Below are 24,646 nucleotides of genomic sequence, written 5' to 3'. Positions count from 1 at the left end.
TGCAGCACCTATCGGGGCGTTCGGGGCCCGGTTTCCGGCTGTACTGCGAGATACAGCGTGCGCACCAGGTCCTCGATCGACGGCTCGTCCACCGTCACGTCGCGGAGCTCCGCCCGCTGCGCCACCTCCGCGATCAGCGTCGCCGCGCTCGTCGCCGCGGTGAACTCCAGCCGCCACCGCAGGCCCTGCGCCTCCACCGCGATTCCCACGACACCGGGCAGCGCGGGAGGCGGGGACGCGGGGGACGCCAGTTCGACGACCAGGCTGCGGTGCCCGGCGAAGCGACGGCGCAGGGTGTCCAGGTCGTCGTCGACAAGCACGCGTCCGCGGTCGATGACGACGATGCGCCGGCACAGGCGCTCCACGTCGGGCAGGTCGTGCGTGGTGAGCAGCAGCGTCACCTCCCCGCGGGCGTTGACGGCCGACAGAAACGTCCGCAGCCGCTCCTTCGACGCCAGGTCGAGCCCGATCGTGGGCTCGTCGAGCACCAGCAGCTCCGGCGAGTGCAGCAGCGCCGCGGTGACCTCCCCGCGCATCCGCTGGCCCATGGAGAGCTGGCGGACCGGCGTGGCCAGGAACCCGGCCATGTCCATCAGCTCCACGCACTCGTCGAGCCGCTCGCGGTGCCGCGCGGCCGGCACGCGGTGGATCGCCCCGTGCAGGGCGAAGCTCTCGGCCAGCGGCAGGTCCCACCACAGCTGGCTGCGCTGGCCGAACACCACCCCGATCCGGCGGGCCAGCGCGCGCCGCTCGCGCACCGGGTCCAGGCCGCACACCCGCGCGGTGCCCGCGCTGGGCACGAGCACGCCCGTCAACATCTTGATCGTCGTGGACTTCCCGGCGCCGTTGGGCCCGAGAAAGCCCACCGCCTCCCCGTGGGCGACGTCGAGGGTGACGTCGGTCACGGCGGTGACGCGGGTGCGGCGCAGCCGGGAGCCGACGAGGAAGTCGCGGCCCAGGCCCTGCGTGCTGATGACGTACTCGGTGGTCATGACCCCGTTCCCTGGTAGCGGCGGACCCCGGTCCGCCAGATCAGCGCCGCGACGCCCACCGCCACCACGGCGACGAGCGGCGAGGCGTGGCGCAGCTCCTCCGGGAACCCCAGCGGGTCGGCCCGCCCCAGCAGCGCGAGCGCCGGGAAGTAGGCGACGAACGCGCCCGGCACCGCGAAGCACAGGATCCGGCGCAGCCACGGGCCGTACACGGTGATCGGGTAGGAGGTGGAGAAGTTCGAGCCGTAGGTGACGGAGTTGGCCACCTCGCGCCCGTCGACCAGCCAGAACGACACGGTGTTGGCCGCGATCCAGATCGCGGCCAGTATCACCGCGCCCACCAGCGGGGCCGTGGCGGCGAGCAGCACCCGCCCCGGTGTCCAGTCGATCGCGGCGCCGGCCAGCGCGTAACCGAACACCGCGAGCCCGACCGCGACCCGGCCCAGCCGCTTGAGCGACACGTCGGCGCAGAGCAGCTGCGCGAGCGTGCCCAGCGGGCGCAGCAGCAGCACGTCGAGCTCGCCGGTGCGGATGTACTCGGGCAGCTCCTCCACCTGCCCGACGGCGAGGTCGGCCAGCCCGAACGCGGTGGCGGCGAGCCCGTACATGAGCACGACCTCGTCGCGGTCGAACCCGCCCAGCGAGCTGACCTGCGTGAACACCACGAGGATCGCGACCAGCTCGATGCTCTGGCCGATCACCTGCGCCACGACGTCGAACGCGAACGACGTGCGGTAGGCGAGCTGGCCGCGGATCCGCGACGCGACGATCCGCCGGTACACGTGTCCGAGACGATGTTCGCTCCGCAAGCTCCGCTCAGCCACCCTGCACCACCAGCCGCCGCGATCCCCGCCGCAGCGCCACCCGCCCGGCCGCGAGCAGCGCGACGGCCCACCCCGCCTGCGCGGCCAGCGCGCCGGGCGCGTTCCCGCGCTCCAGGAACACGTCGATCGGGATCTGGAACAGCGAGGGCATCGGGGTGAAGGCGAGCGCCGTGCGGGCCCACTCCGGGAACCAGGCCAGCGGCACCACCAGCCCGGACAGCACCCCGCCGACCACCCCCCACATCGCGATCACACCGCGCGCGTCCAGCAGCCAGAACGCGCTGGCGTTGAGCAGGAACCGCACCCCGAAGCTGACGACCACGCCGAGCAGCGCGGACACCGCGAACAGCGCCCACGTCGACGCCTGCTCCGGCCAGCGGAACGGGAACGCCCATGCCCCGAACGCCACCGGCGGCACCAGCCGGGCCAGCACGGCGAACCCGGCCCGGCCGAGGTCGGTGGCGAGCATCGCGGCCTGCAGGTCCCACGGCCGCCCGAGGTCGACGACCACGTCCCCGCTGCGGATGCGCCGGTAGAGCTCGGTGTCGCCCCACAGCAGCACCACGGTGAGCAGGCCCTGCCCGAGCCAGACGTAGGTGACCGCGGCGGCCACGTCGTAGCCTGCGACGACCGGGCGCTCGGCGAGCACGGCCACCAGCACCGCCGCGCGCAGCAGCCCGAACACGATGTTGGTGGTGAGGCCGGCGAGTGCGGCCTGGCGGTAGGTGGCGTAGCGGCGGAATCCGGCCCGGACGAGCTGCGGGTACGGCGACAGCACGTCTTCCCAAGTTACGGCCGTGGGCAACCGGTTATCCGCGGCCACCGCGGCGGCCGTGATCGGGGCTCCGCCCGACCTCGGGAGCCCCCTCCGGATCGGGCGCCGCTCCCCGACCGAGGCACCGCGAACCTCGCGGGTGCGTCAGACGGCGAACGGGGCCGCCAGGTCGTCGAACATCGGGAAGTGCCGCACGTTCAGCGTGGCGAGCTCGCAACCGTGGGTCTGCGCCGTCGCCGCGATCAGGTAGTCGGCGATGCCGATCGCGGCGTGCGAGCGCCGGAAACGACGGCGGAGCTCGCCCCCGCGGCGGGCCACCGCGTCGTCGACGGCGAGGGACTGCAGCGAGTCGAGCAGGCGCGTCACCTCGCGGCGCTCGCCCGACCGCATGCCGCCGGTGATCTCCGCGACCGACACCACGCTCACCGCCAGCGGCCCGGTGCGTCGGCGGGCGTCGGTGAGCCAGTCCCCGGCTGCCGGGACACCGCGGAGGTGGGCGATCAGGACGTCGGAGTCGACCAGGATCATCGCCGGCCGGCGATCCGCTCCAGGTGCGCACCGCGGGCCCCGTCGCCCCGGTCGAACTCGACCCCGTCGTCGGCCAGCGCGCCGAAGGAGCCGGTGATCGCGGCCAGGTCGGCGGTGAGGCGGTCGGACTCCCCGTGCAGCGCGCGGTCGAGCACCCGCCGGATGAGCTCCGCGCGGGACATCCCCTCGGCGCGGGCGCGGGCGTCGAGCTGCTCCCGCTGCTCGTCGGTGAGGTAGATGTTGGTGCGATTCATACATCACAACATACATCACCGACTCGCGCACCGAACCGGGTCTCGCGCGGTGCCGGCGCCCCGCGAAACCCGGTTCAGCGCGCGAGAACCCCTCAGAACTCGGCGATCGCCGCGTTCAGCGTCGCGCTGGGGCGCATCACCGCGTCCGCCTTCTTCTTGTCCACCGAGTAGTAGCCGCCCAGGTCCACCGGGTTGCCCTGCACCGCGTTCAGCTCGCCGACGATCGTGTCCTCCGCCGCGGCCAGCGTCTGGGCCAGCGGCGCGAACTCCGCGGCGAGCGCGGCGTCGTCGGTCTGGGCCGCCAGCTCCTGGGCCCAGTACAGCGCCAGGTAGAAGTGGCTGCCGCGGTTGTCCAGCTCGCCCGCCCTGCGCGAGGGCGAGCGGCCCTCCTCCAGCAGCCGGCCCGTCGCCGCGTCCAGGGCCGCCCCGAGCAGCCCCGCGCGCGGGTTGTCGGTCTTCTCGGCCAGGAACTCCAGCGAGACCGCCAGCGCCAGGAACTCCCCGAGGGAGTCCCAGCGCAGGTGGTTCTCGCGGACCAGCTGCTGCACGTGCTTGGGCGCCGAGCCGCCCGCGCCGGTCTCGAACAGCCCGCCGCCGTTCATCAGGGGCACGATCGAGAGCATCTTGGCCGAGGTCCCCAGCTCCAGGATGGGGAACAGGTCGGTGAGGTAGTCGCGCAGCACGTTGCCGGTGACCGAGATGGTGTCCTCACCGCGCCTGGCCCGCTCCAGGGTGTAGCGGGTGGCCGCGGCGACGTCCATGACCTCGATCGTGAGCCCTGCGGTGTCCAGCGAGTCGAGCTGGGCTCGGACCTTCTTGAGCACCTCGGCGTCGTGGCCGCGGGTCTCGTCGAGCCAGAACACCGCGGGCGCGCCGGTGGCGCGGGCGCGGGAGACGGCCAGCTCCACCCAGTTGCGCACGGGTGCGTCCTTGGTCTGGCAGGCGCGCCAGATGTCCCCGGCCGCGACCTCGTGGGTGAGCAGCACGGTGCCGTCGGCGGTCACCACCCGGACGGTGCCGGGCGCGGTGATCTCGAAGGTCTTGTCGTGGCTGCCGTACTCCTCGGCCTTCTGGGCCATGAGCCCGACGTTGGGGGTGGTGCCCATCGTGGTGGGGTCGAAGGCGCCGTGCTCGCGGCAGTGCGCGACGGTCTCGGCGTAGAGCGCGGCGTAGGACGAGTCCGGGATGACGTACTTGGTGTCCTGCAGCTCCCCGGCCGCGTTCCACATCTGCCCGGACGAGCGGATCGCGGCGGGCATCGAGGCGTCGATGATGACGTCGCTGGGCACGTGCAGGTTGGTGATGCCGCGGTCGGAGTCGACCATCGCCAGCGACGGTCCGCTGTCGTAGCAGGCGGTGATGGCCTTCTCGATGGCCTCGCGCTTCTCGGCGGGGAGCTTGCCCAGCGCGGTGAGCACGCTGGCCAGCCCGTCGTCGGGGTCGGCGCCGACGGAGGCCAGGTCGTCGCCGAACCGGGCGAACACGTCGGAGAAGTACTGCTGCACGGCGTGCCCGAACAGGATCGGGTCCGACACCTTCATCATCGTGGCCTTGAGGTGGATCGAGAACAGCACGCCGGACTCGCGAGCGTCGGCGATCTGCGCGGCGAGGAACGCGCTCAGCGCGTCGGCCCGCATCACGGCGGCGTCGACGATCTCGCCCGCCTGCACCGCCGGCCCGTCCCGGAGCACGGTGACCGCGCCGTCCGCGGCGACGTGCTCGATACGCAGGTCGGTGGCGGCGTCGAGGGTCACCGAGGTCTCGGAGTGGCGGAAGTCACCGTCGTCCATGGTCACCACGTGCGACGCCGAGTCGGGCGACCAGGCACCCATCGAGTGCGGGTGGGTGCGGGCGAAGCCCTTGACCGAGGCGGGCGCGCGGCGGTCGGAGTTGCCCTCCCGCAGCACCGGGTTCACCGCGCTGCCCTTCACGGCGTCGTAGCGCGCGCGGTCCTCGGGACCCGCGTCGTCGTAGTCGGGAAGGTCGAACCCGGCCTGCTGCAGCTCCACGATCGCGGCCTTGAGCTGCGGGATCGACGCGCTGACGTTGGGCAGCTTGATGATGTTGGCCTCGGGCGTGGTGGCCAGGGCGCCCAGCTCGGCCAGCGCGTCGGGGGCGTGCCCGAACTGGGCCAGGATGCGGGCGGCCAGCGAGATGTCGCGGGTCTCGACGTCGACCCCGGCCTTTCCGGCGAACGCCTCGATGACCGGCAGCAACGAGTGCGTCGCCAGCGCCGGTGCCTCGTCGGTGTAGGTGTAGATGAGCTTCATCTTCTGCTCCGGCCTGCCCTCGATGCTCGGGTTCACGTGTGCCGACACGCTATCCCGTACGCCTGTCCTGTCGACGTGCAGCCTGGCGCGTCCGGTGGGCATCGCGGCGCCGGGCGGCTACCGTGAGGTGCCACTCGTCCTCGGGAGTTCGATGCCCCCCAAGCTCACCCTGAAGCGTCCCAGCTACCGCAGCTGGACGTTCGTGCTGATCCTCGGCGTCGTGCTCGCGACGGTCGCCCTGATCGAGCGCGGCGGCGTCGAGGTGGCCCGGGCGGACGGTTCCACGGGCTGCCAGCTGGAGGTCACGACCGACCAGCTCAACGTCCGCGCCGGGCCCGCCCAGGAGGCCGAGCTGATCGGCACGCTGGCCCGCGGCGAGCTGGTGGACGGCACCCGCGAGGTCACCGACGGGTTCCGGGAACTGGAGGACGGCAGCTTCGTGGCCGACCAGTTCCTGACGCCCGTGCCGGGCACCGACTGCGGCTGAGGGATCACGGCCCGGACGATCTCGGGCGCTGTGCGGTTCCGGCGCTGTGGGAGTCTGGGCGTCGTGAACCCGATCAGTCCCACGAGGGTCATCGGCGGCCGCTACGTCGTGCTCGCCGAGCTGGGCCGAGGCGGGATGGGCATCGTCTGGCGCGCCGAGGACCGCGTGATGGGCCGCCACGTCGCCGTCAAGGAGCTGCACCTGCCCGACGGGATCCCGCCCGCCGAGCGGCTGCTGTTCCGCGAGCGGCTGCTGCGCGAGGCCCGCACCGCGGGGCGGCTCAACGACCCCGGGATCGTCACCGTCTACGACGTGGTCACCGACAACGGCGTCGACCACATCGTCATGGAGCTGATCGAGGCCCGCACGCTCGCCGACGTCGTCGCCGCGTCGGGACCGCTGGACGAGCGCGCCGCCACGGCCGTGGGGCAGCAGCTGATCGCGGCGCTGCGGGTGGCCCACGACAGCGGCGTGGTGCACCGTGACGTCAAGCCCAGCAACGTGATGCTCGGGCCCGGCGGCCGGGTCAAGCTCACCGACTTCGGGATCGCGCAGGCCGCGGACGACCCGCGGCTGACCGGCACCGGGGCCCTGATCGGGTCGCCCGGCTACATGTCCCCCGAGCGGCTGGAGAGCGGTTCGGTCAGCCCCGCCGACGACCTGTGGGCCGTCGGCGCCACGCTGTTCTGCGCCGTGCAGGGCGTCGGGCCGTTCGACCGGGAGTCCACCGCGGCCACCATCTCGGCCGTGCTGCACTCCGATCCTCCCCCCACCCGCACCCGCGGCCCGCTCGGTTCGGTGATCACCGGACTGCTGCAGCGGGCGCCGCAGGCCAGGCTGACCGGGATGCAGGCCGCGGCGCTGCTGGCGGTGTCGTCGAACGGCGCTCCCGATCCGTCCACCGGGAACACCGTGACCACGCCGGTCACCAGCCGGCTCGTGGCGCCGGTGCGGCAGCGGCCCTGGAGGTGGGTGGGCATCGCGCTCGCCGCGGGGCTGGTGCTCGGCCTGGTCGCGGGCCTGGTCGGCGGGTTCGGGCTGGCCGGGTCGGGACGGCCGGACGTCACCACGCTGACCTACGGACAGGGCGGTGACCTGCCCGTCTACGACTACTCGGGCTCGATCGGCTCGGCCTGCGTGAACGTGTTGCCCGGGCCCGGCGTGCAGATCGGCTCGTCGGCCTCGGTCACCTGCACCAACCCGCACGTCGCGGAGCTGTTCGCCGAGTGGGACACCGTCGCCACGTCCCGCGACGTGCCCTACCCGCGGCGCATCGACGAGTTCGCGGCCACGGCGTGCGCGATGCTGTTCGAGTCCGGCCAGATCGTCGAGGACGGCAAGGACCGGCTCGCCGTCATCGCGCTGCTGCCCTCCGAGGGGGAGTTCGTGCGCAACACCGCCACGTCCGGCTCCCCGAGCTTCGGGGAGCGCAGCGTCTCCTGCTTCCTGACCAACGCCGACGGCACCCAGCTCACCGGGAGCCGCGTCGCCGAGGTCGGGTGAGCCGTGGTCGGATGGGCCGTGCACCGCAACGTCGAGCTCGTCACCGCCGCCCTGCTCGCCGCGGGCGCGGATCCGGTCCGGGTCGCGCGCCTGCAGGTCCTGCCCGACGCCGTGACGACCGCGGCCGCGGCGGCCGCCGCACTGGGCGTCGAGGTCGGGCAGATCGCCAACTCGCTGGTCTTCGAGATGACCACGCAGGGCGGTGACGGCGAGCCGCTGCTGGTACTGACCTCCGGGGCGCACCGGGTGGACACCGGGAAGGTCGCCGCGCTGCTCGCGGTGCAGCGGGTGCGCCGGGCGACACCGGAGTTCGTCCGCGCCGCCACCGGCCAGGCCATCGGCGGGGTCGCCCCGCTGGGCCATCCGGTGCCGCTGCGCACGCTCGTCGACCGTGCGCTGGAGGCGTTCGACGAGGTGTGGGCGGCCGCCGGCATCCCGCACTCGGTGTTCCCCAGCACGTTCGCCGAGCTGCGCGCGGTGACCGGTGGCACGCCCGCGGACGTCGCGTAGCCGGGGTGACCACGCTCACCTCGACCGGCCCTGTCGGTGGCGCGGTGGCGGGCGAACCCGCGAGGACGGGGCCCGACCAGCACCGTTGGCCCACCCCCCGTCCGCCGCGCCCGCTGCAGGTGCCGAGCGGACACCGCCACCGGTCCCTGTGCCCAGGACGGTGCGGGCGACTGTCGACCTCGGGCCGCTGCGCGACCTACTGTCTCGGGTATGGCCGATCAGCTCCCCGAGCCCGCCCCCACCGCCGCGTCACTGCGACGGGCGCTGCGCCGGGTCCGCGACGGTGCCACCCTCGACGTCACCGAGGCCGCGGTCCTGCTCGCCGCGCGTGGTGAGCAGCTCGACGAGCTGCTCGCCGCGGCGTCCCGGGTGCGGGACGCGGGGCTGCTCGCCGAGGGGCGACCGGGCGTCGTCACCTATTCGCGCAAGGTGTTCATCCCGCTGACCCGGCTGTGCCGCGACCGCTGCCACTACTGCACCTTCGCCACCGTCCCGCACCGGCTGCCGGCCGCGTTCCTGGAGCGCGACGAGGTGCTGGAGATCGCCCGTGCCGGGGCCGCGGCCGGCTGCAAGGAGGCGCTGTTCACCCTCGGCGACCGCCCCGAGGAGCGCTGGCCCGCCGCCCGGGAGTGGCTCGAGGCCCGCGGCTACGACTCCACGCTGGACTACGTGCGCGCCTGCGCGATCGCGGTGCTGGAGGAGACCGGGCTGCTGCCGCACCTGAACCCGGGCGTGCTGAGCTGGGAGGAGCTCACGCGGCTCAAGCCCGTGGCCCCGAGCATGGGGATGATGCTGGAGACCACGGCCACGCGGCTGTGGAGCGAGCCCGGTGGCCCGCACTACGGCAGCCCCGACAAGGAGCCCGCGGTCCGGCTGCGCACGCTGACCGACGCCGGACGCGTCGGTGTCCCGTTCACCACGGGGATCCTCATCGGGATCGGGGAGAACCGGGTCGAGCGCGCCGAGTCGATCTTCGCGATCCGGGCGGCGGCCCGGGCGCACGAGCACGTGCAGGAGGTGATCGTCCAGAACTTCCGGGCGAAGCCCGACACGGCGATGCGCAACGACCCCGACGCCGACCTGGACGACCTCGCCGCCACCATCGCCGTCACCCGGATCGTGCTGGGCCCGCGGATGCGGGTGCAGGCGCCGCCGAACCTGGTCGGCGAGGAGTTCGAGCTGATGCTGCGCGCCGGCATCGACGACTGGGGCGGGGTCTCACCCGTCACGGCCGACCACGTCAACCCCGAGCGGCCGTGGCCGGTGATCGACGAGCTGGCCACGCGCTCGGCGGCCGCCGGGTTCGTGCTGCGCGAGCGGCTCACGGCGTACCCGAGGTACGTGCTGGCCGGGTCGCCGTGGATCGACACGCGGCTGCACGCGCACGTCGCGGCGCTGGCCGGTGAGGACGGGCTGGCGAACGAGAGCGCCGTCGTCGCGGGACGGCCGTGGCAGGAGCCCGACGGCGGGTTCGCCTCCTCCGGCCGCACCGATCTGCACAGCTCGATCGACACGACCGGCCGCACCGACGACCGGCGCGGCGACTTCGAGTCCGTCTACGGCGACTGGGAGTCGCTCAAGGAGGAGCTCGCCGCCTACCGGCAGGCCGCCCCGGTCCGGCTGGACTCCGACGTCCGCGCCGGGCTCGCGCTCGCCGCCGCCGACCCGGCGGCGCTGCTGGACCCGGCCCACGCCGACGCCGCCATGGCGCTGGTGCTGGCCGAGGGGCCCGCGCTCGACGAGCTGGCCCGGCTCGCCGACGACCTGCGCCGCGACGTCGTCGGCGACGAGGTGACCTACGTCGTCAACCGCAACATCAACTTCTCGAACGTGTGCTACGTCGGCTGCCGGTTCTGCGCGTTCGCCCAGCGCGAGCGCGACGCCGACGCGTTCCGGCTCTCCCTCGACGAGGTCGCGGCCCGGGCGGTGGAGGCGGCGGCCGACGGCGCCACCGAGGTGTGCGTGCAGGGCGGGATCGACCCGCAGCTGCCGGTCACCTTCTACGCCGATCTCGTGCGCGCGGTGAAGGCCGCCGTACCCGGCATGCACGTGCACGCGTTCTCCCCGATGGAGATCGTGTCCGCCGCGGCCAAGGCGGGCGTCTCGATCGAGGAATGGCTCACCGAGCTGCGGGACGCCGGGCTGGGCTCGATCCCCGGCACGGCCGCGGAGATCCTCGACGACGAGGTGCGCTGGGTGCTGACGAAGGGCAAGCTTCCCGCGGCGCAGTGGCTGGAGGTCGTCGGCACCGCTCACCGGCTCGGCATCCCGTCGAGCTCCACGATGATGTACGGCCACGTCGACGAGCCGCGGCACTGGCTCGGGCACCTGCGCACCCTGGCCCGGCAGCAGGACGAGAGCGGCGGCTTCACCGAGTTCGTGCCGCTGCCGTTCGTGCACCACAACGCGCCCATCTACCTCGCGGGCCTTGCCCGCCCCGGCCCCACCGAACGCGACAACCGCGCCGTGCACGCCGTCGCCCGGCTCGCCCTGCACGGCCGCATCGACCACGTCCAGTGCTCGTGGGTGAAGCTCGGCGACGCGCTGTCGGCCGACATCCTGCGCGGCGGTGCCGACGACATGGGCGGCACGCTGATGGAGGAGACGATCAGCCGGATGGCCGGCTCGGAGAACGGCAGCGCCCGCACGGTGACGGAGTTGACGGCGATCGCGGCGGCGGCCGGCCGCCCGGTGCGGCAACGCACGACGACCTACGCCGGGCAACCGGCGCGCCTGGAGCCCGCAGGGCACGCACCGCCGCGCCTGCTCCCCCTCACCACGGCCTGACCGGGCGACGAACGGCACTCCCGTCCACTCCGAGTGGCCCGGAGTGCCGTTCGTCGCGCGCGTAGGGTGGGCCCATGGGCGTGCTGGGCGAGATGTTCCCGGGGCCGAAGGTCCTCGACGAGGCCGCCGAGGCGGGCGACGGGCAGCCGTGGCGGCTCGGGCCGATCGACCTCGACGCCGGCACGGTCGAGGTGGTGCGGGCGGCGGAACCGGAGCCCGAGGACGCCGATCACGCGTGAGCGGAACCTGGTTGCTGTTCGATCATGGGCGAACAGCAACCACGTTCCGTTCGGCCACGCAGGTCAGCTCGGACGGATCGCGCCCGGCCGCCGCGTCGGGGCCGGCGGACGAGTCACCGCCGCAGCTGGTCGGAGCGCACCCAGGTGGCGTGGAAGCCCACCGGCACGCGCTGGGGCAGCCGCACCCGCGCCACCGGGCCCGCGGTGAGGTCGCTCGCGTCCAGGATCTCCACCTCGGAGCGCCCGTCGCGCTCGTCGGTCACGAACGACACCAGGTAGCCGTCGTCCTCCCCCCGCGAACCGTCGCGTGGGGCGAACGGGGCCTCGCTGCCGTAGCGGCCCGGCCCGAAGCGGTGGTCCTGCCGTTGCCCGGTGACGCGGTCGTAGCGCAGCAGCCCGTCGAACAGCACGGTCTCGGTGTCGGCGATGTGCACGTTGTAGGCGTAGCGCGCCGGCTTGCCGATCATCCGGGCGTCGATCGACGGGAACTCGGTGTTGGCGTCGTCGAGCCGGGTCTCGGTCGTGGTGCCGGTGTCCAGGTCGAACACGTAGCGGTGCAGGCGGGCGTCGAGGCGCAGGTAGCCGAGCAGCTTGCCCAGCGGCCCGGGGCGGGTCGGCTGCGGCTCGGGGCGGGTCACGCGGCAGACGTCCAGGACGATCGTGCGGTGCCCGTCCGGTGATGCGGACTCGTAGGCGTTGACGACGTGGTAGATGTAGCAGGGCTCCGCGGTGAACCAGCGGACGTCCGTGCCGCGGCGGGGGATCACCGCGAACCGCGACGGCATCTCCCGGTCGAAGTGCAGCTTGTACCGGCCCTGCGCGGCCGCGGCCCGGTCCTGCACCAGCGGCAGGTCCATGAGGATCGAGAAGTTCTCCGTGATCGCCATGTCGTGCGGCAGCCGCGGGCCCGGCAGGTCGATCGGCACCTCGTGCTCGATCCGGCCCGACGCGCCGACCACGCCGTAGCGCATCAGCGGGTCGCGGGCGCCCCGACGCACTTCCGGTCGATCAACGCCGCTGCGGAGCGAGGCGGAGGCCGTCCGGGGATTACCGTAGTCGAACCACATCAGCTCGCCGGTCGACTCGTCGGACTTCGGGTGCGCCATCACGTCCCCGCGCAGGGTGCCGAGGAAGGTCTCCGCGCCGATCGTCTCCAGCGACAGCGGGTCGAGGCTCATCGGCTGCCCGCACAGGTACCAGGTGGCCAGCACCCGCCCGTCGTGGTGCACGAGGTCGGTGTTGGCGCTGTCCTTGAACGGCAGGCCGCGCGCCGTGCCGACCGGGTTGCCGCGCGGGCTCTCCATCACCCCGCTCCACAGCGGCCCACCGGCGGCCTCCTCCATCGACAGGGCCTTCGTGCGGACGTACCGGTTGCGGTAGCGCGCCCGGCCGTTCTCGAACGACATCGCGTGCACCATGCCGTCGCCGTCGAACCAGTGGTAGCGGCCGGGGGCGCCGTAGCGGCGGTTGGGGCCGTTGCGCAGGTAGACGCCGTTGAGGTCGCTCGGGATCTCGCCGATCACCTCCAGGTCGTCGGCGGTGACCTCGTCGCGGACGGGAGCGTGGACGCCGAGCAGGTACGGGTTCTCCTCGGAACCGGTCTCCTGGGCGACGAACGTGGTCACGGCGAGCCTCCTCGTCAACGCGTGCACCGGACGCTACGCGCGCAGCGCGGTGCGGCGCAGCATCGAATGCGGCAGGCGCCGCCCACCCGGGACGGTCCGGGCACCGCCGCGCGACGCGGTGGCCGGGATGGGGAGAATGACCCCATGACGACGCCCACCGATCGCCGCCCGCGGGTGCTCTCCGGCATCCAGCCGACCGCGGACTCGTTCCACCTCGGCAACTACATCGGCGCGGTGCGGCAGTGGATCGCCCTGCAGGAGGACCACGACGCCTTCTACTTCGTACCCGACCTGCACGCCATCACCGTCGAGCACGACCCGGCCACGCTCGCCGACCGCACCCGCAACGGTGTGGCGCAGCTGCTCGCGCTCGGCCTGGACCCGGACCGGTGCACAGTGTTCGTGCAGTCGCACGTGCCCGAGCACAGCCAGCTCTCCTGGATCCTGGGCTGCCTGACCGGGTTCGGCGAGGCGAGCCGGATGACGCAGTTCAAGGACAAGTCGGCCCGGCAGACCGCCGACCGCGCCACCGTCGGGCTGTTCACCTACCCGATCCTGCAGGCCGCCGACATCCTGCTCTACCAGGCCGACCGCGTGCCCGTCGGCGAGGACCAGCGCCAGCACGTGGAACTCACCCGCGACCTCGCGAAGCGCTTCAACTCCCGCTTCGGCGGCACCGCGCTCACCGTGCCCGAGCCCTACATCCTCACCGGCACCGCGAAGGTCCTGGACCTGCAGGACCCCACGGCGAAGATGAGCAAGTCCGGCTCCGCGCCGGGAGGCATCGTCAACCTGCTCGACGACCCCAAGGTGAGCGCGAAGAAGATCCGCTCGGCCGTCACCGACGCCGAGCGCGAGATCCGCTTCGACGCCGAGGCCAAGCCGGGTGTCTCCAACCTGCTGACGATCCACTCGGCGCTGTCCGGGCGCACGGTCGCGCAGCTGGAGGACGACTACGCCGGGCGCGGGTACGGCGACCTGAAGAAGGACCTCGCGGAGATCGTCGCCGATTTCACTACTCCGCTGGCGGAACGGGTACGGGCCTACCTGGACGACCCGGCCGAGCTCGACCGGGTCCTCGCCCGCGGAGCCACCCGGGCGCGCGAGGTCGCCGGCGCGACACTGGCGGCGGTTCACGAGAAGATCGGCTTCCTGCCGCCGACCTAGGACGAGGTGACGAGCGTGGCCACCGCCACTGTGGACAAGGCTGACGACGAGGTGCGCGCGAAGGCGGCGGAGGCACAGGAGCCGCCCGCGCCGACGAGGTTCGAGCAGCTGCGTGCGCGGTACGGATGGCTCGACCACCTGGTCCGCGCCGGGGCGCGCTACACCGAGCGGCACGGGGACCACTACGCCGCGGCGATCACCTACTTCAGCGTGCTCGCGCTGTTCCCGCTGATCCTGGTCTCGGTGGCGGCGCTCGGGTTCGTGCTGTTCCTGCAGCCCGACCTGCTCGACCAGCTCAAGGCGGGAATCAGTGCCAACGCCCCGGCCGGGCTGGACGACCTGATCAACCCGATCGTCGACGACGCGATCGACTCTCGCGGCACCATCGGGGTCATCGGCCTGCTCGGCGCGCTCTACACCGGGATCGGCTGGATGTCGAACCTGCGCGAGGCGCTGTCCGAGCAGTGGGGTCAGCCGCCCACCGTCCCGCCGATCGTCAAGAAGACACTGTTCGACCTGCTCACCCTCGTCGGCCTGGGCGCAGCCATGATCGGCTCGTTCGCGATCACCGGTCTGGTGTTCGGTTTCACCGGCACGATCCTGGAGTTCGTCGGGCTGGCCGAGCAGGGTTGGGCGCGGTTCCTGCTGGGCCTGTTCGGCGTCCTGCTCGGCCTGACCGCCAACTGGCTGATCTTCTTGTGGGTGATCGCCCGGCTGCCCCGCGAGCACGCCACGCTGCGCAGCGCGGCGAAGGCCGCCGTGCTCGGCGCGATCGGGTTCGAGGTGCTCAAGCAGGTCATGACGATCTACCTCGCCTCCGTCACGGACTCGCCCACCGGTCAGATCATCGGTCCGTTCATCGGGTTGATGGTCTTCGCGTTCTTCACCTCCCGGTTCATCCTCTTCGTGACGGCTTGGGCGGCCACGGCGACGGACAACGAGCAGGAGGAGCCGGTGGAGGTCCCGGGACCCGCGGTGATCCACTCCGAGCTCACTGTGCGTTCCGGCCCGGACGGCGCGACGGCCGCCGGACTGCTGGGTGCCGGCGCGATCGCCGGGATGCTCGGTGGCCGGTTCCTGCTGGGGCGGCGCCGGCCCTGAGGTTACCGCCGGTAGCATCGTCGCCCATGACGGCCGGTGGTGTCGTGGTGCTGGTGGTGCTCGTGCTGGAGCTCGCCGTCGCGGTGGTGCTGCTGGGGCAGGCCCGCTCCCTGCGGGAGCGCGTGGCCGCGGCGCGGGCGGAGGCTGCGCCCCCGGGCGTCGGGTCGCCGTTCCATCCGCTGATCGAGGTGGAGATCCTCAACGCGCAGGAGCTGGCGGCACGCGAGTCGTGGGCGGCGCGCCGCTTCGGGGCGCTGGTCCCGCGGCTGGTGCGGCGCGAGGTCGGGGCCCGGGCGGCGGCGCAGCTGGCCGAACAGCTCGCGGAGCAGGGCGTGCGCGCCGAGGTGCGGGTCGTCGCGCCGTGACCGCGCCGGGCGCCGTCCTCTCGGGCTCAGGAGCGCCGGGCGTCGTCGAGGTGCGGGCGTGACGGCGGTCGCCGCCCTCGTCGGGCCGGTGGTGCTGGGCGTGCTGCTGCTCGTCGCGGCCACCCTGCGGCGGGTCGACGACGAGGTGCGCCTGCTCGGGCTGGCCTGCCGCGCGGCACGCCGTGACGCCGAGCGGGCCGCGACCGTCGAGGCCGTCGAGGAGGCCCGGCGCGTCGAGGAGGCGGTGGAGGCCGGCACCTCCGGGGTCCGGGACGTCCACCGGGCGATCGCCGACGTCCCGTTCGGCATCCTCGGTGCGCTGCCCCCGACCCGGGCCGCCTCCGAGGCCGTCCGGCAGGTGCACGACCGCACCGCCGACGGCGTCTACGGCGCGGTGTCGGCGGTGAACCGTGCGGCCGGCGCGGTGCTGCGGGCGCTGCGAGGCCGCGGAGGCCGCTCCGACGGGCGGTGAGCGCGCCCTCGCACACCAGGTGGTGTCTCGCGCGCCGCCGACGCCGTGCGAGGTGCCGATCCGTGTGCGAGGCCGGCTCGGCGCGGCGTGCTCAGCGGGGCCTGCGGGCCAGCAGGACCAGGGCGACGAGCGCCACTGCCGTGATCGCGCCGACGGCGAGCCCCGGAGGCGATCCCGGCCGCGGCGGTGTGGCCGGTGCCGGCTCGGGTGGGGCCGTCGTCGGTTCGGCCGGGGACGCCGTCGCGGCGGCCGGTGCCGCGTCGACCAGCATCCCCAACGGCGCGACGTCCGCAGGCAGAGCGAACCCCAGGTCCAGCAATGCCGCGGTCTGCGCCGTCATCGGCACCGGGGACTGCTCGCCGCGCACGAGTGCCACCACCAGTCGACGCCCGTCCCGCTCGGCGGCGCCGACGAACGTGTGCCGGGCGGCGTCGGTGAAACCGGTCTTGCCGCCCAGCGCACCCGGGTAGCCGGTGAGGAAGCGGCTGGAGTTGGACAGCTCGAAACCCGGCATGTCGGCGTAGCCGGGGAACGCGACCGAGCGGGTGCGGATCGTGGCGGCGAACAGCGGGTCGCGCAGGGCCATCCGGAACAGCAGCGCGAGGTCGTAGGCCGAGGTCGCGGCACCCGGACCGTCGAGCCCCGACGGCGTGACGGGCCGGGTGTCGAGAGCGCCGGCCGCCGCCGCGGTCCGGGCCATCGCGGCCACCGCCGCCGCGTCGCCGCCCAGCGCCCGCGCCAGCGCCGCGGCGGTGTCGTTGCCGGAGTTGAGCAGCATCCCCTCCAGCAGCAGGCGCACGGTGTAGCGCCCACCGGGACCGATCCCGGCCCGGCTGCCCTCGATGCGCAGGTCCTCGGCCGTGCCGTCGACGACGAGGTCGGGATCCAGGTCCCGCAGCGCGACCAGCGCCGTCAGCACCTTGATCGTCGACGCCGGGCGGTGCCGCGCGTGCGGGGCGCGGACGGCGAGCACGGCGCCGGAGTCGAGATCGGCCACTACGAACGCCGCCACCCCGACCTCGGGGGGCACCGGCGCGCCGCCGGCGACGAGGTCGCCGCACGTGCCGAGCCGCGGGCCGCCGACGGGCTCGGCCGGGACCGGGAGCGCCGGCGCACCGGCACCCTCCTCGGCGGCGGCCGGGGGCGGGGGCGATCCCTGCCCGGGGCACCCCGCCGGGCCGGCATGGGCTGCGGGCGCTGCGCCCACCAGCACGGCGGCGGTCAGCGCGACCCCCGCCACCCAGCGCACGACCGCGAACTCTACGCGCCGGCGGGCTCCCGCCTTCCGACCCGCACGCAGGCCCCGACTCGCGCGCACGCAGGCCCCGACTCGCGCGGACGGAGGCCCCGACTCGCGCGGACGGAGGCCCCGACTCGCGGGCATGAGCCCGGTCGCCTCGTCCCGTGGGCCGGAACGTCGCGGACCCGGCGTTCCCAGTGACTCGCTGCTCACGGAATGGAGCCGACGATTCGGTCACGGCCATGGTCAACGCCGGGCCCGGGGGTTTACGGTTCGCCGTCGCGCGCATCGCTGCGCCGCGGCTCCCCCGAGAGACCGTCCTGCCGGCTAGCTGAGGTGCACCGGCCAGAACAGGAGGCACCTTCCGTGCGCAACAGACGTGGAATGGCACTGGCCGCCGCCGTGCTGAGCAGTGCGCTGATCCTCGCGGGATGTGCCCGCGACACCGGCACCCCCGCGGCCCCCGAGGCGGGCGGGGAGAGCGCCGAGTGCGTCCGCAACCCGGCCCCCGCCGCCGCGGCGGGCGGCGCGGGCCCGAGTGCCGCCCCGCTCGCCCCGAACGCCGACGCCAGCGCGCTGCGTGTCGCCCTCGCCTTCGACGTGGGCGGCATCGGTGACCAGTCGTTCAACGACGCGGCCAACGCCGGTCTGGAGCGCGCCATCGGCGAGCTCGGCCTGCCGGAGGACAACACGCGTGCCCTGGCCGCGGCCACCGGCGAGAGCGAGGACGCCCGGGTCACCCGGCTGCGCCAGCTCGCCACCGACGGGTTCGACGCGATCGTCGCGGTCGGGTTCGCCTACTCCGAGGCGCTGACCGCGGTCGCCGCGGAGTTCCCGGACGTGCAGTTCGCGATCGTCGACTCCGTGGTCGACCTGCCCAACGTCACCAGCCTGACCTTCGCGGCCGAACAGGGCTCGTTCCTGGTCGGCGCGGCCGCGGCGATGCGCACCACGGCCTGCCGGGTCGGGTTCGTCGGTGGTGTCGAGGTGCCGCTGATCCAGGCCTTCGAGGCGGGCTTCGTCGAGGGCGCCAAGGCGGTCGCCCCCGACGTCGTCGTGGACGTCGACTACATCTCCCCGGCGGGCGACTTCTCCGGGTTCAACGACCCGGCCCGCGGCACCGAGGTGGCACGCGGCCAGCTCGACGAGGGCGCGGACGTGATCTACCACGCGGCCGGGGGCTCGGGGCAGGGCGTGTTCCAGGCCGTCGCCGCGGCCACCACCCCGGACGCTCCGGCGTGGGCGATCGGCGTCGACTCCGACCAGTACAACACCGTGGACCCCCCGGTGAACGAGGTGATCATGACGTCGATGCTCAAGCGGGTCGACGTCGCGGTGTTCAACTACATCAACGCGGTGGCGGCCGGGGACACCTCGGTCATCCCGGAGGCGTTCGACCTCGCGTCGGACGGCGTCGGCTACTCCACCACCGGCGGGTTGATCGACGACCTCGTCGCCGACCTCGACGCCTACAAGGCGGCGATCGTCAGCGGCGACATCACGGTGAGCTCCACGCCGTAGTCTGCGCAGCGTGAGCGCGGGGGGCCGGGGCCGACGCCCCGGCCCCCCGACGTCGGTGTCGTTGAGGAGTGGAATGGCGGAGTACGCCGTCGAGCTGGCCGGGATCACGAAGCGTTTCCCCGGAGTCGTCGCCAACAGCGACATCCACCTGAAGGTCCGGACCGGACGGGTGCACGCGCTCTGCGGGGAGAACGGTGCCGGCAAGTCGACGCTGATGAAGATCCTCTACGGGATCCAGCAGCCCGACGAGGGCACGATCACCGTCGAGGGCGAGAGGGTGCGCTTCCGGTCGCCCGCCGACGCGATCCGGGCCGGGATCGGGATGGTGCACCAGCACTTCATGCTGGCCGACAACCTGACCGTCGCCGAGAACATCCTGCTCGGCGCCGAGGCCCGGCTCGGCATCGGCGCGAAGGCGCGGTCCCGGATCGCGGAGCTGGCCGCCACCGTCGGGCTGGACGTGCGTCCCGACCTGCTCGTCGAGCGCCTCGGTGTGGCCGACCGGCAGCGCGTCGAGATCGTCAAGGTGCTCTACCGTGGCGCCCGCACGATCATCCTCGACGAACCGACGGCGGTGCTGGTGCCGCAGGAGGTCGACGACCTGTTCGGCACGCTGCGCGGCATGCGTGCCGAGGGCTACACGTTCCTGTTCATCTCGCACAAGCTCGACGAGGTGCGCGCCATCGCCGACGAGATCACCGTGATCCGGCGCGGCTCCAGCGTCGGCACGGCGGACCCGGCGACGGTCACCACCCGCCGGCTCGCCGAGATGATGGTGGGTAGCGAGCTGCCCACACCGGGGGCCAGGGACTCGTCGGTCACCGACCGTGAGGTGCTGCGCGTCGAGGGCCTGCAGCTCGCCTCCGACGACGGGGGGCGCCCGCGCCTCGCCGACATCGACCTCGTCGTGCACGCGGGCGAGGTGCTCGGGATCGCCGGGGTCGAGGGCAACGGGCAGACCGAGCTGGTCGAGACACTCATGGGCATGCGGCGGAGCTCCGGCGGGGTGATCACGCTGTGCGGCACCGACATCACCCACGCCGGCACGCTCGCGCGGCGGGAGGCCGGGATCGGCTACGTGCCCGAGGACCGCACGCGCCACGGCCTGCTGTCCGCCCAGCCGCTGTGGGCCAACCGCATGCTCGGCCACCAGAGCAGGCCCCCGGTCTCGCGGGGCGGGCTCCTGGGCCTGCTCGACCGCGGCGCGGCCCGCCGCGACACGCAGCGCATCGTCGCCGAGTTCGACGTCCGAACACCCGGCGTCGACGTGGCCGCGGCCGCGCTGTCGGGCGGCAACCAGCAGAAGCTCGTGGTGGGCCGGGAGCTGTCCGGGGACCCGGTGCTGCTCATCGCCTCGCATCCCACCCGCGGCGTGGACGTGGGCGCGCAGGCCGGGATCTGGGAGGTGCTGCGCCGGTCCCGGGCGAGCGGGCTGGCCGTGCTGCTGATCAGCGCGGACCTCGACGAGCTGATCGGCCTGTCCGACACGATCAGGGTGATGCTGCGCGGCGGGTTGGTGGCCACCGCCGATCCCGCGACCGTCACGCCCGAGGAGCTGGGGGCCGCGATGACCGGCGCCGGCGGGGACGCGGCGGCATGAGCGCGCCCGCGGAACCTCCACCGCAACCCGGTCCGGCGTCGCGCGCTCATCGCGGTGACGCGATGCGCCGGATCCGCACCGCGCTGCTCCCACCCCTGCTCGCGATCCTGTTCGCGGCCGCGCTGTGCGCCGGGGCCCTGCTGATCAGCGGCGCGTCCCCGGCCACGGCCCTGGTGGTGATGGTCTCCCAGGTCGGGCAGGGCACCACGGCCGTCGACATCGTCAACAGTGCCGCGATCTACTACGTCGTGGCGCTGGCTGCGGCCATCGGCTTCCAGCTGAAACTGTTCAACATCGGTATCGAGGGCCAGTACCGGCTCGCGGCGTGCGTGGCGGCGATCGTCGGCGGCCTGGTCGTGCTGCCTCCCGTCCTGCACACCTTGGTGATCATCGTGGTCGCGGTGCTGGTGGGGGCCGTGTGGGCCGGGATCCCCGGGCTCCTCAAGGCCTACCGCGGCGTCAGCGAGGTCATCTCGACGATCATGTTGAACGCCGTGTCGCTCGGCGCCATCGCGTTCCTGATCCGGCCGGACGCCTTCGGGGTGCTGCAGGGCAACAACATCTCGACCGCACCGATCCCTGCGAGCGGCCAGTTCCCCGGCATCCCGACCGGTGCGGGAACGATCTTCGGAATGGTGTTCGTGGCGGCGCTGCTCGGCGTCGGGTACTGGTTCATGCTCGGTCGCACGCGCTTCGGTTTCGAGCTCAGGGCGGCGGGCGAGTCGCCCGCAGCGGCCACCGCGGGCGGGGTGGACGCGAAGCGGATGGTGATCATCGCGATGGTGCTGTCCGGGGCCGTCGCCGGGCTCGCGGGGCTGCCCGAGCTGCTCGGGCGCGACTTCGCCTACACCCTCACCTCCCCGCAGGGCTACGGCTTCACCGGGCTCGCGGTGGCACTGCTGGGGCGCAACCACGCCGTCGGTATCGCCTTCGGCGCGGTGCTGTGGTCGTTCCTGGACAAGTCGGCGCTCGCGCTCGACAACGTCGGGGTCCCCCGCGACATCGTGCTGATCATGCAGGGTTCGATCGTGCTGTCCGTGGTGGTGGCCTACGAGATCGTGCGCCGCTACGAGCTGGCCGCCGAGCAGCGTCGGGTGGCCGCCCAGCTGCGCAGCGTGCCGGCCGACCCGAAGGGGGCCATGGCGTGACGACCCCGAACACCTCGACGCGGACGGGCCCCGCGCAACCGGCCCGTCGAGGGTTCAGCTCCCTGCCGGGCTGGGCGCGCTCGGCGATCGTCGTCGGGATCGGGGTGGGGCTCCTGGCGCTCGTCGCCACCCTCACCGGGCAGGTCCAGCTCACCTCCAGCGGCACCACCCAGGCTGCGGTCCGGCTGCTGCTGCCGATCCTGTTCGCCGCGCTCGGCGGGCTGTGGGCCGAGCGGGCGGGCGTCATCAACATCGGGCTCGAGGGCATGATGATCCTCGGCACCTGGGGCGCGGCGTGGGCCGGCTACACGTTCGCGAGCCCTTATGCGGCCGTCGTCGGCGGGCTGGTGTTCGGAGCGCTCGGCGGCCTGCTGCATGCCGTGGCCACGGTCTCGTTCGGCGTCAACCACATCGTCTCGGGCGTGGCGATCACGCTGCTGGGCATGGGCGTCACCAAGTACCTCTCGACGCTGATCTTCTTCCCGGTGTCGCAGAACCCGCGCCAGTCGCCACCGGTGGAGGGTTTCGAGACGTTCTCGGTGCAGCCGCTCGCCGGCTGGTTGGCCGCGGTGGAACGCGAGCAACGGGTGCTGCTCTCCGACGTCGCCGGGCTGCTGGGCGGGCTGCTGTCCGGGCTCACCCCGCTGGCGGTGCTCGGCTTCGCGCTGGTGCCGATCAGCTATTACGTGCTGTGGCGTACGGCGTTCGGGCTGCGGCTGCGCTCGTGCGGGGAGAACCCGGTGGCGGCCGAGTCGCTGGGCGTCAACGTGTTCTCCTACAAGTACCTGGCGGTCGTCGTCTCCGGCGCGCTCGCCGGGATCGGCGGTGCGGCACTCACGCTCAACCCCGGGCAGCTGGGCTACCTGGAGGGCCAGACCGGCGGGCGCGGCTACATCGGGCTCGCCGCGATGATCTTCGGCAACTGGCGGCCGGGCGGTCTGCTGGCCGGGTCGGCGCTGTTCGGATACGTCGACGGGCTGCAGCTGCGCGCGGGCGGGGAGGCGGTACACGCGCTGCTGTACGGGGTGTCGATCCTGGCCGTCGGGGCGGCGGTGCTGTGGGTCGTGCGACGCAACTGGCGGTCGGCCGCGATCTCGCTGTTCGCGGGTGCGGCCGTCTACGCGATCTACTACTCGATCGACACCGTGCCGCGGGAGTTCGCCTCCTACGCGCCGCAGATCGTCACGCTGCTGGTGCTGGCGGTCGCGTCGCAGCGGCTCAGACCCCCCGCGGCGATCGGCATGGAGTTCCGCAGGGGCGAGGGTGACTGAGCCCGACTGGCCCGCCCTGCGGTCCGCGGCGGTCGCCGCGGCCGCGGCGGCGTACGCCCCCTACTCCCACCTGGACGTGGGCGCCGCGGCGCTGTGCGACGACGGCAGGGTCGTGACCGGCTGCAACGTCGAGAACGCCTCGTACGGGCTCGGCCTGTGCGCCGAGTGCACGATGGCCGGGCAGCTCCGGCTCACCGGCGGCGGCCGGTTCGTCGCGGTGGCCTGCCGGTCGGGCACCGGCGAGCTGCTCATGCCCTGCGGGCGCTGCCGGCAGGTCCTCTACGAGTTCGGCGGACCCGACTGCCTGCTCGACACCCCCCGGGGCATCCTCCCCCTGAGCGAGGTCCTCCCCGACGCGTTCGGCCCCGAACACCTCCCCACCTGAACCGCGAGTCGGGAGATCCGTGCGTGCGAGTCGCGCCATGCGTGCGGCGCTACGGTCACGTCCATGAGCATGAGCGCCGTCGACGTGATCACCACCAAGCGCGACGGCGGGCGGCTGTCCGACGCCCAGATCGACTGGGCGCTCGCCGCCTACACCGCGGGTGACGTCGCCGACGAGCAGATGGCCGCGCTCGCCATGGCGATCCTGCTCAACGGCATGGACGCCGCCGAGATCGCCCGCTGGACCCAGGCGATGATCGACTCCGGCGACACGCTGTCCTTCGGTGACATCGGCCGCCCGCTGGTGGACAAGCACTCCACCGGCGGGGTCGGCGACAAGGTCACGCTCCCGCTCGCGCCGCTGGTGGCTGCGTGCGGGGCGGCGGTGCCGCAGCTGTCCGGGCGGGGGCTCGGGCACACCGGGGGCACGCTGGACAAGCTGGAGTCCATCCCCGGCTGGCGGGCGTCGCTGACGCTGGAGGAGATCGCGGCCCAGCTCGCCGACGTCGGCGCCGTCATCTGCGCGACGACGCCGACGCTGGCGCCCGCCGACCGCAAGCTCTACGCCCTGCGCGACGTCACGGGCACGGTGGAGTCGATCCCGCTGATCGCCAGCTCGATCATGAGCAAGAAGATCGCGGAGGGCACGTCCGGGCTGGTGCTGGACGTGAAGGTCGGGTCCGGCGCGTTCATGAAGACCCCGCAGCGGGCCCGGGAGCTGGCCGAGACCATGGTGCGGCTCGGCTGCGACCACGGCCTCGCCACGGCGGCGCTGCTGACCGACATGTCCGTGCCGCTGGGGCGGGCCGTCGGCAACGCCCTGGAGGTCGCCGAGTCCGTCGAGGTGCTGCGCGGTGGCGGCCCGGCCGACGTCGTCGAGCTGACGGTGGCGCTGGCCCGGGAGATGCTCGCGCTCGGCGGGATCACCGGCGTGGACCCGGCCGAGGTGCTCGCCTCCGGGGCGGCCTACCCGGTGTGGGAGGCGATGATCGCCGCGCAGGGCGGCGACCCGTCGGCGCCGCTGCCGGTCGCGGCGCACGTCGAGACGGTGACGGCCGACCGCTCCGGCACCTTCGCCGCCGATGCGCTCGCCGTCGGCGTGGCGGCCTGGCGCCTGGGGGCGGGACGGGCGCGCAAGGAGGATGCCGTCCAGGCCGGAGCCGGGGTCCTGCTGCTGACCGACCCGGGCGCTCCGGTCGAGGCGGGCCAGCCGCTGCTGGAGCTGCACACCGACACCCCCGGCGCCGTCGCGGGCGCCCGGGCGGCACTGGACACCGGGGTGCGCGTGCTCGGCGAGCCCGCCGGCCGCCCACCGCTGCTGCTCGGCGCGGTGCAACGCTAGCGCTGGCTCAGCGTGCACATCGTGCGGCCACCGTGCACTGGGCACGACATGTGCACGGTGACCACGCGGTGCGCACGGTCCCGGTCGGTGCGCTCCGTGCGCCGGATGCTCCTATGGATGTCAAGCTGCGGATGAAGGTCGTTCCTGTTGAGCGACGGGTGTTCTGCCTCCCTCCCGGGTAGATCGTCTTCCGCCGCTGGTCGGTGTCAACGTCGTTCGTCCTCGCTGCGCTGCGGGCGCT

23 protein-coding genes are annotated in these 24,646 nt (G+C 73.5%); 15 read left to right on the top strand and 8 right to left on the bottom strand.

What is annotated here, in order from left to right:
• Positions 1-8 precede the first annotated feature (8 nt).
• From Q1K26_RS19485 to Q1K26_RS19460, 6 genes are all read right to left on the bottom strand, one after another.
• Positions 9-992 (bottom strand): ATP-binding cassette domain-containing protein, encoded by a 984-nt coding sequence (locus Q1K26_RS19485; RefSeq protein ID WP_300014877.1) that lies wholly within the window; start codon positions 990-992, stop codon positions 9-11.
• Positions 989-1,774, bottom strand: a complete 786-nt coding sequence (locus Q1K26_RS19480; protein ID WP_300014874.1) for an ABC-2 family transporter protein — start codon at positions 1,772-1,774, stop codon at positions 989-991. The genes Q1K26_RS19485 and Q1K26_RS19480 overlap by 4 nt, the downstream gene beginning before the upstream one ends.
• A gap of 34 nt (positions 1,775-1,808) precedes the next feature.
• Positions 1,809-2,594, bottom strand: coding sequence for an ABC-2 family transporter protein (locus Q1K26_RS19475; RefSeq protein WP_300014871.1), 786 nt, complete (start codon positions 2,592-2,594; stop codon positions 1,809-1,811).
• Between the two features lie 141 nt (positions 2,595-2,735).
• Positions 2,736-3,119, bottom strand: a complete 384-nt coding sequence (locus tag Q1K26_RS19470) for a type II toxin-antitoxin system VapC family toxin (protein WP_300014868.1) — start codon at positions 3,117-3,119, stop codon at positions 2,736-2,738.
• Positions 3,116-3,373, bottom strand: coding sequence for a CopG family transcriptional regulator (locus Q1K26_RS19465; protein WP_300014865.1), 258 nt, complete (start codon positions 3,371-3,373; stop codon positions 3,116-3,118). The genes Q1K26_RS19470 and Q1K26_RS19465 overlap by 4 nt, the downstream gene beginning before the upstream one ends.
• A gap of 92 nt (positions 3,374-3,465) precedes the next feature.
• Positions 3,466-5,679, bottom strand: coding sequence for an NADP-dependent isocitrate dehydrogenase (locus tag Q1K26_RS19460; RefSeq protein WP_300014862.1), 2,214 nt, complete (start codon positions 5,677-5,679; stop codon positions 3,466-3,468).
• Positions 5,680-5,794: 115 nt separating this feature from the next.
• Here Q1K26_RS19460 and Q1K26_RS19455 point away from each other — a divergent pair, with 115 nt between their 5' ends.
• The 5 genes from Q1K26_RS19455 to Q1K26_RS19435 all read left to right on the top strand — a co-directional run bounded on the left by Q1K26_RS19455 (position 5,795) and on the right by Q1K26_RS19435 (position 11,169).
• On the top strand, positions 5,795-6,130 hold the full coding sequence (locus tag Q1K26_RS19455) for an SH3 domain-containing protein (protein ID WP_300014859.1): 336 nt from the start codon (positions 5,795-5,797) through the stop codon (positions 6,128-6,130).
• Positions 6,131-6,193: 63 nt separating this feature from the next.
• Positions 6,194-7,633, top strand: coding sequence for a serine/threonine-protein kinase (locus Q1K26_RS19450; RefSeq protein WP_300014856.1), 1,440 nt, complete (start codon positions 6,194-6,196; stop codon positions 7,631-7,633).
• A gap of 51 nt (positions 7,634-7,684) precedes the next feature.
• Positions 7,685-8,143 carry a YbaK/EbsC family protein gene (locus tag Q1K26_RS19445; RefSeq protein ID WP_300014901.1) on the top strand — a complete coding sequence of 153 codons (459 nt, stop codon included), beginning with the start codon at positions 7,685-7,687 and terminating at the stop codon, positions 8,141-8,143.
• Positions 8,144-8,353: 210 nt separating this feature from the next.
• Entirely contained in the window at positions 8,354-10,930 is a 2,577-nt protein-coding gene (locus tag Q1K26_RS19440) for a bifunctional FO biosynthesis protein CofGH (RefSeq protein ID WP_300014853.1), read from the top strand.
• 74 nt (positions 10,931-11,004) lie between these two features.
• Positions 11,005-11,169 carry a hypothetical protein gene (locus Q1K26_RS19435; RefSeq protein ID WP_300014850.1) on the top strand — a complete coding sequence of 55 codons (165 nt, stop codon included), beginning with the start codon at positions 11,005-11,007 and terminating at the stop codon, positions 11,167-11,169.
• A 113-nt stretch (positions 11,170-11,282) separates the two neighbouring features.
• Here Q1K26_RS19435 and Q1K26_RS19430 read toward each other — a convergent pair whose 3' ends face one another.
• A complete protein-coding gene (locus Q1K26_RS19430; RefSeq protein WP_300014847.1) occupies positions 11,283-12,794 on the bottom strand; it encodes a carotenoid oxygenase family protein in 1,512 nt (503 codons plus the stop codon).
• Between the two features lie 144 nt (positions 12,795-12,938).
• On the opposite strand from Q1K26_RS19430, the gene trpS reads away from it, so the two are divergent.
• From trpS to Q1K26_RS19410, 4 genes are read left to right on the top strand one after another with little or no spacing between them, the layout of a single operon-like run.
• Positions 12,939-13,961, top strand: a complete 1,023-nt coding sequence (trpS, locus tag Q1K26_RS19425; RefSeq protein WP_300014844.1) for a tryptophan--tRNA ligase — start codon at positions 12,939-12,941, stop codon at positions 13,959-13,961.
• Positions 13,962-13,976: 15 nt separating this feature from the next.
• Positions 13,977-15,062, top strand: a complete 1,086-nt coding sequence (gene yhjD, locus Q1K26_RS19420; protein WP_300014841.1) for an inner membrane protein YhjD — start codon at positions 13,977-13,979, stop codon at positions 15,060-15,062.
• Positions 15,063-15,088: 26 nt separating this feature from the next.
• Positions 15,089-15,427, top strand: a complete 339-nt coding sequence (locus Q1K26_RS19415) for a hypothetical protein (RefSeq protein ID WP_300014838.1) — start codon at positions 15,089-15,091, stop codon at positions 15,425-15,427.
• Positions 15,428-15,485: 58 nt separating this feature from the next.
• Positions 15,486-15,899: a hypothetical protein gene (locus Q1K26_RS19410; protein WP_300014835.1), complete on the top strand. Its 414-nt coding sequence runs from the start codon at positions 15,486-15,488 to the stop codon at positions 15,897-15,899.
• Positions 15,900-15,990: 91 nt separating this feature from the next.
• Here Q1K26_RS19410 and Q1K26_RS19405 read toward each other — a convergent pair whose 3' ends face one another.
• A complete protein-coding gene (locus Q1K26_RS19405) occupies positions 15,991-17,148 on the bottom strand; it encodes a serine hydrolase (protein ID WP_300014831.1) in 1,158 nt (385 codons plus the stop codon).
• A 357-nt stretch (positions 17,149-17,505) separates the two neighbouring features.
• On the opposite strand from Q1K26_RS19405, the gene Q1K26_RS19400 reads away from it, so the two are divergent.
• From Q1K26_RS19400 to Q1K26_RS19375, 6 genes are all read left to right on the top strand, one after another.
• Positions 17,506-18,660 (top strand): BMP family ABC transporter substrate-binding protein, encoded by a 1,155-nt coding sequence (locus Q1K26_RS19400; protein ID WP_300014828.1) that lies wholly within the window; start codon positions 17,506-17,508, stop codon positions 18,658-18,660.
• Positions 18,661-18,733: 73 nt separating this feature from the next.
• A complete protein-coding gene (locus tag Q1K26_RS19395; protein ID WP_300014824.1) occupies positions 18,734-20,260 on the top strand; it encodes an ABC transporter ATP-binding protein in 1,527 nt (508 codons plus the stop codon).
• A gap of 62 nt (positions 20,261-20,322) precedes the next feature.
• Positions 20,323-21,408, top strand: coding sequence for an ABC transporter permease (locus Q1K26_RS19390; RefSeq protein ID WP_300014821.1), 1,086 nt, complete (start codon positions 20,323-20,325; stop codon positions 21,406-21,408).
• Positions 21,409-21,470: 62 nt separating this feature from the next.
• Positions 21,471-22,679 carry an ABC transporter permease gene (locus tag Q1K26_RS19385; RefSeq protein ID WP_300014898.1) on the top strand — a complete coding sequence of 403 codons (1,209 nt, stop codon included), beginning with the start codon at positions 21,471-21,473 and terminating at the stop codon, positions 22,677-22,679.
• On the top strand, positions 22,672-23,064 hold the full coding sequence (locus tag Q1K26_RS19380; protein ID WP_300014818.1) for a cytidine deaminase: 393 nt from the start codon (positions 22,672-22,674) through the stop codon (positions 23,062-23,064). Before Q1K26_RS19385 ends, Q1K26_RS19380 begins: the two co-directional genes overlap by 8 nt.
• Positions 23,065-23,127: 63 nt before the next feature.
• Positions 23,128-24,405 carry a thymidine phosphorylase gene (locus tag Q1K26_RS19375; RefSeq protein WP_300014816.1) on the top strand — a complete coding sequence of 426 codons (1,278 nt, stop codon included), beginning with the start codon at positions 23,128-23,130 and terminating at the stop codon, positions 24,403-24,405.
• Positions 24,406-24,646: the final 241 nt, after the last annotated feature.

The sequence above is a fragment of the Pseudonocardia sp. genome, assembly GCF_029263155.1.
Taxonomy (GTDB): Bacteria; Actinomycetota; Actinomycetes; order Mycobacteriales; family Pseudonocardiaceae; genus Pseudonocardia.
The sequence above is the reverse complement of the archived record's forward strand: the minus strand, read 5'-3'. Positions and strand labels throughout refer to the sequence as shown.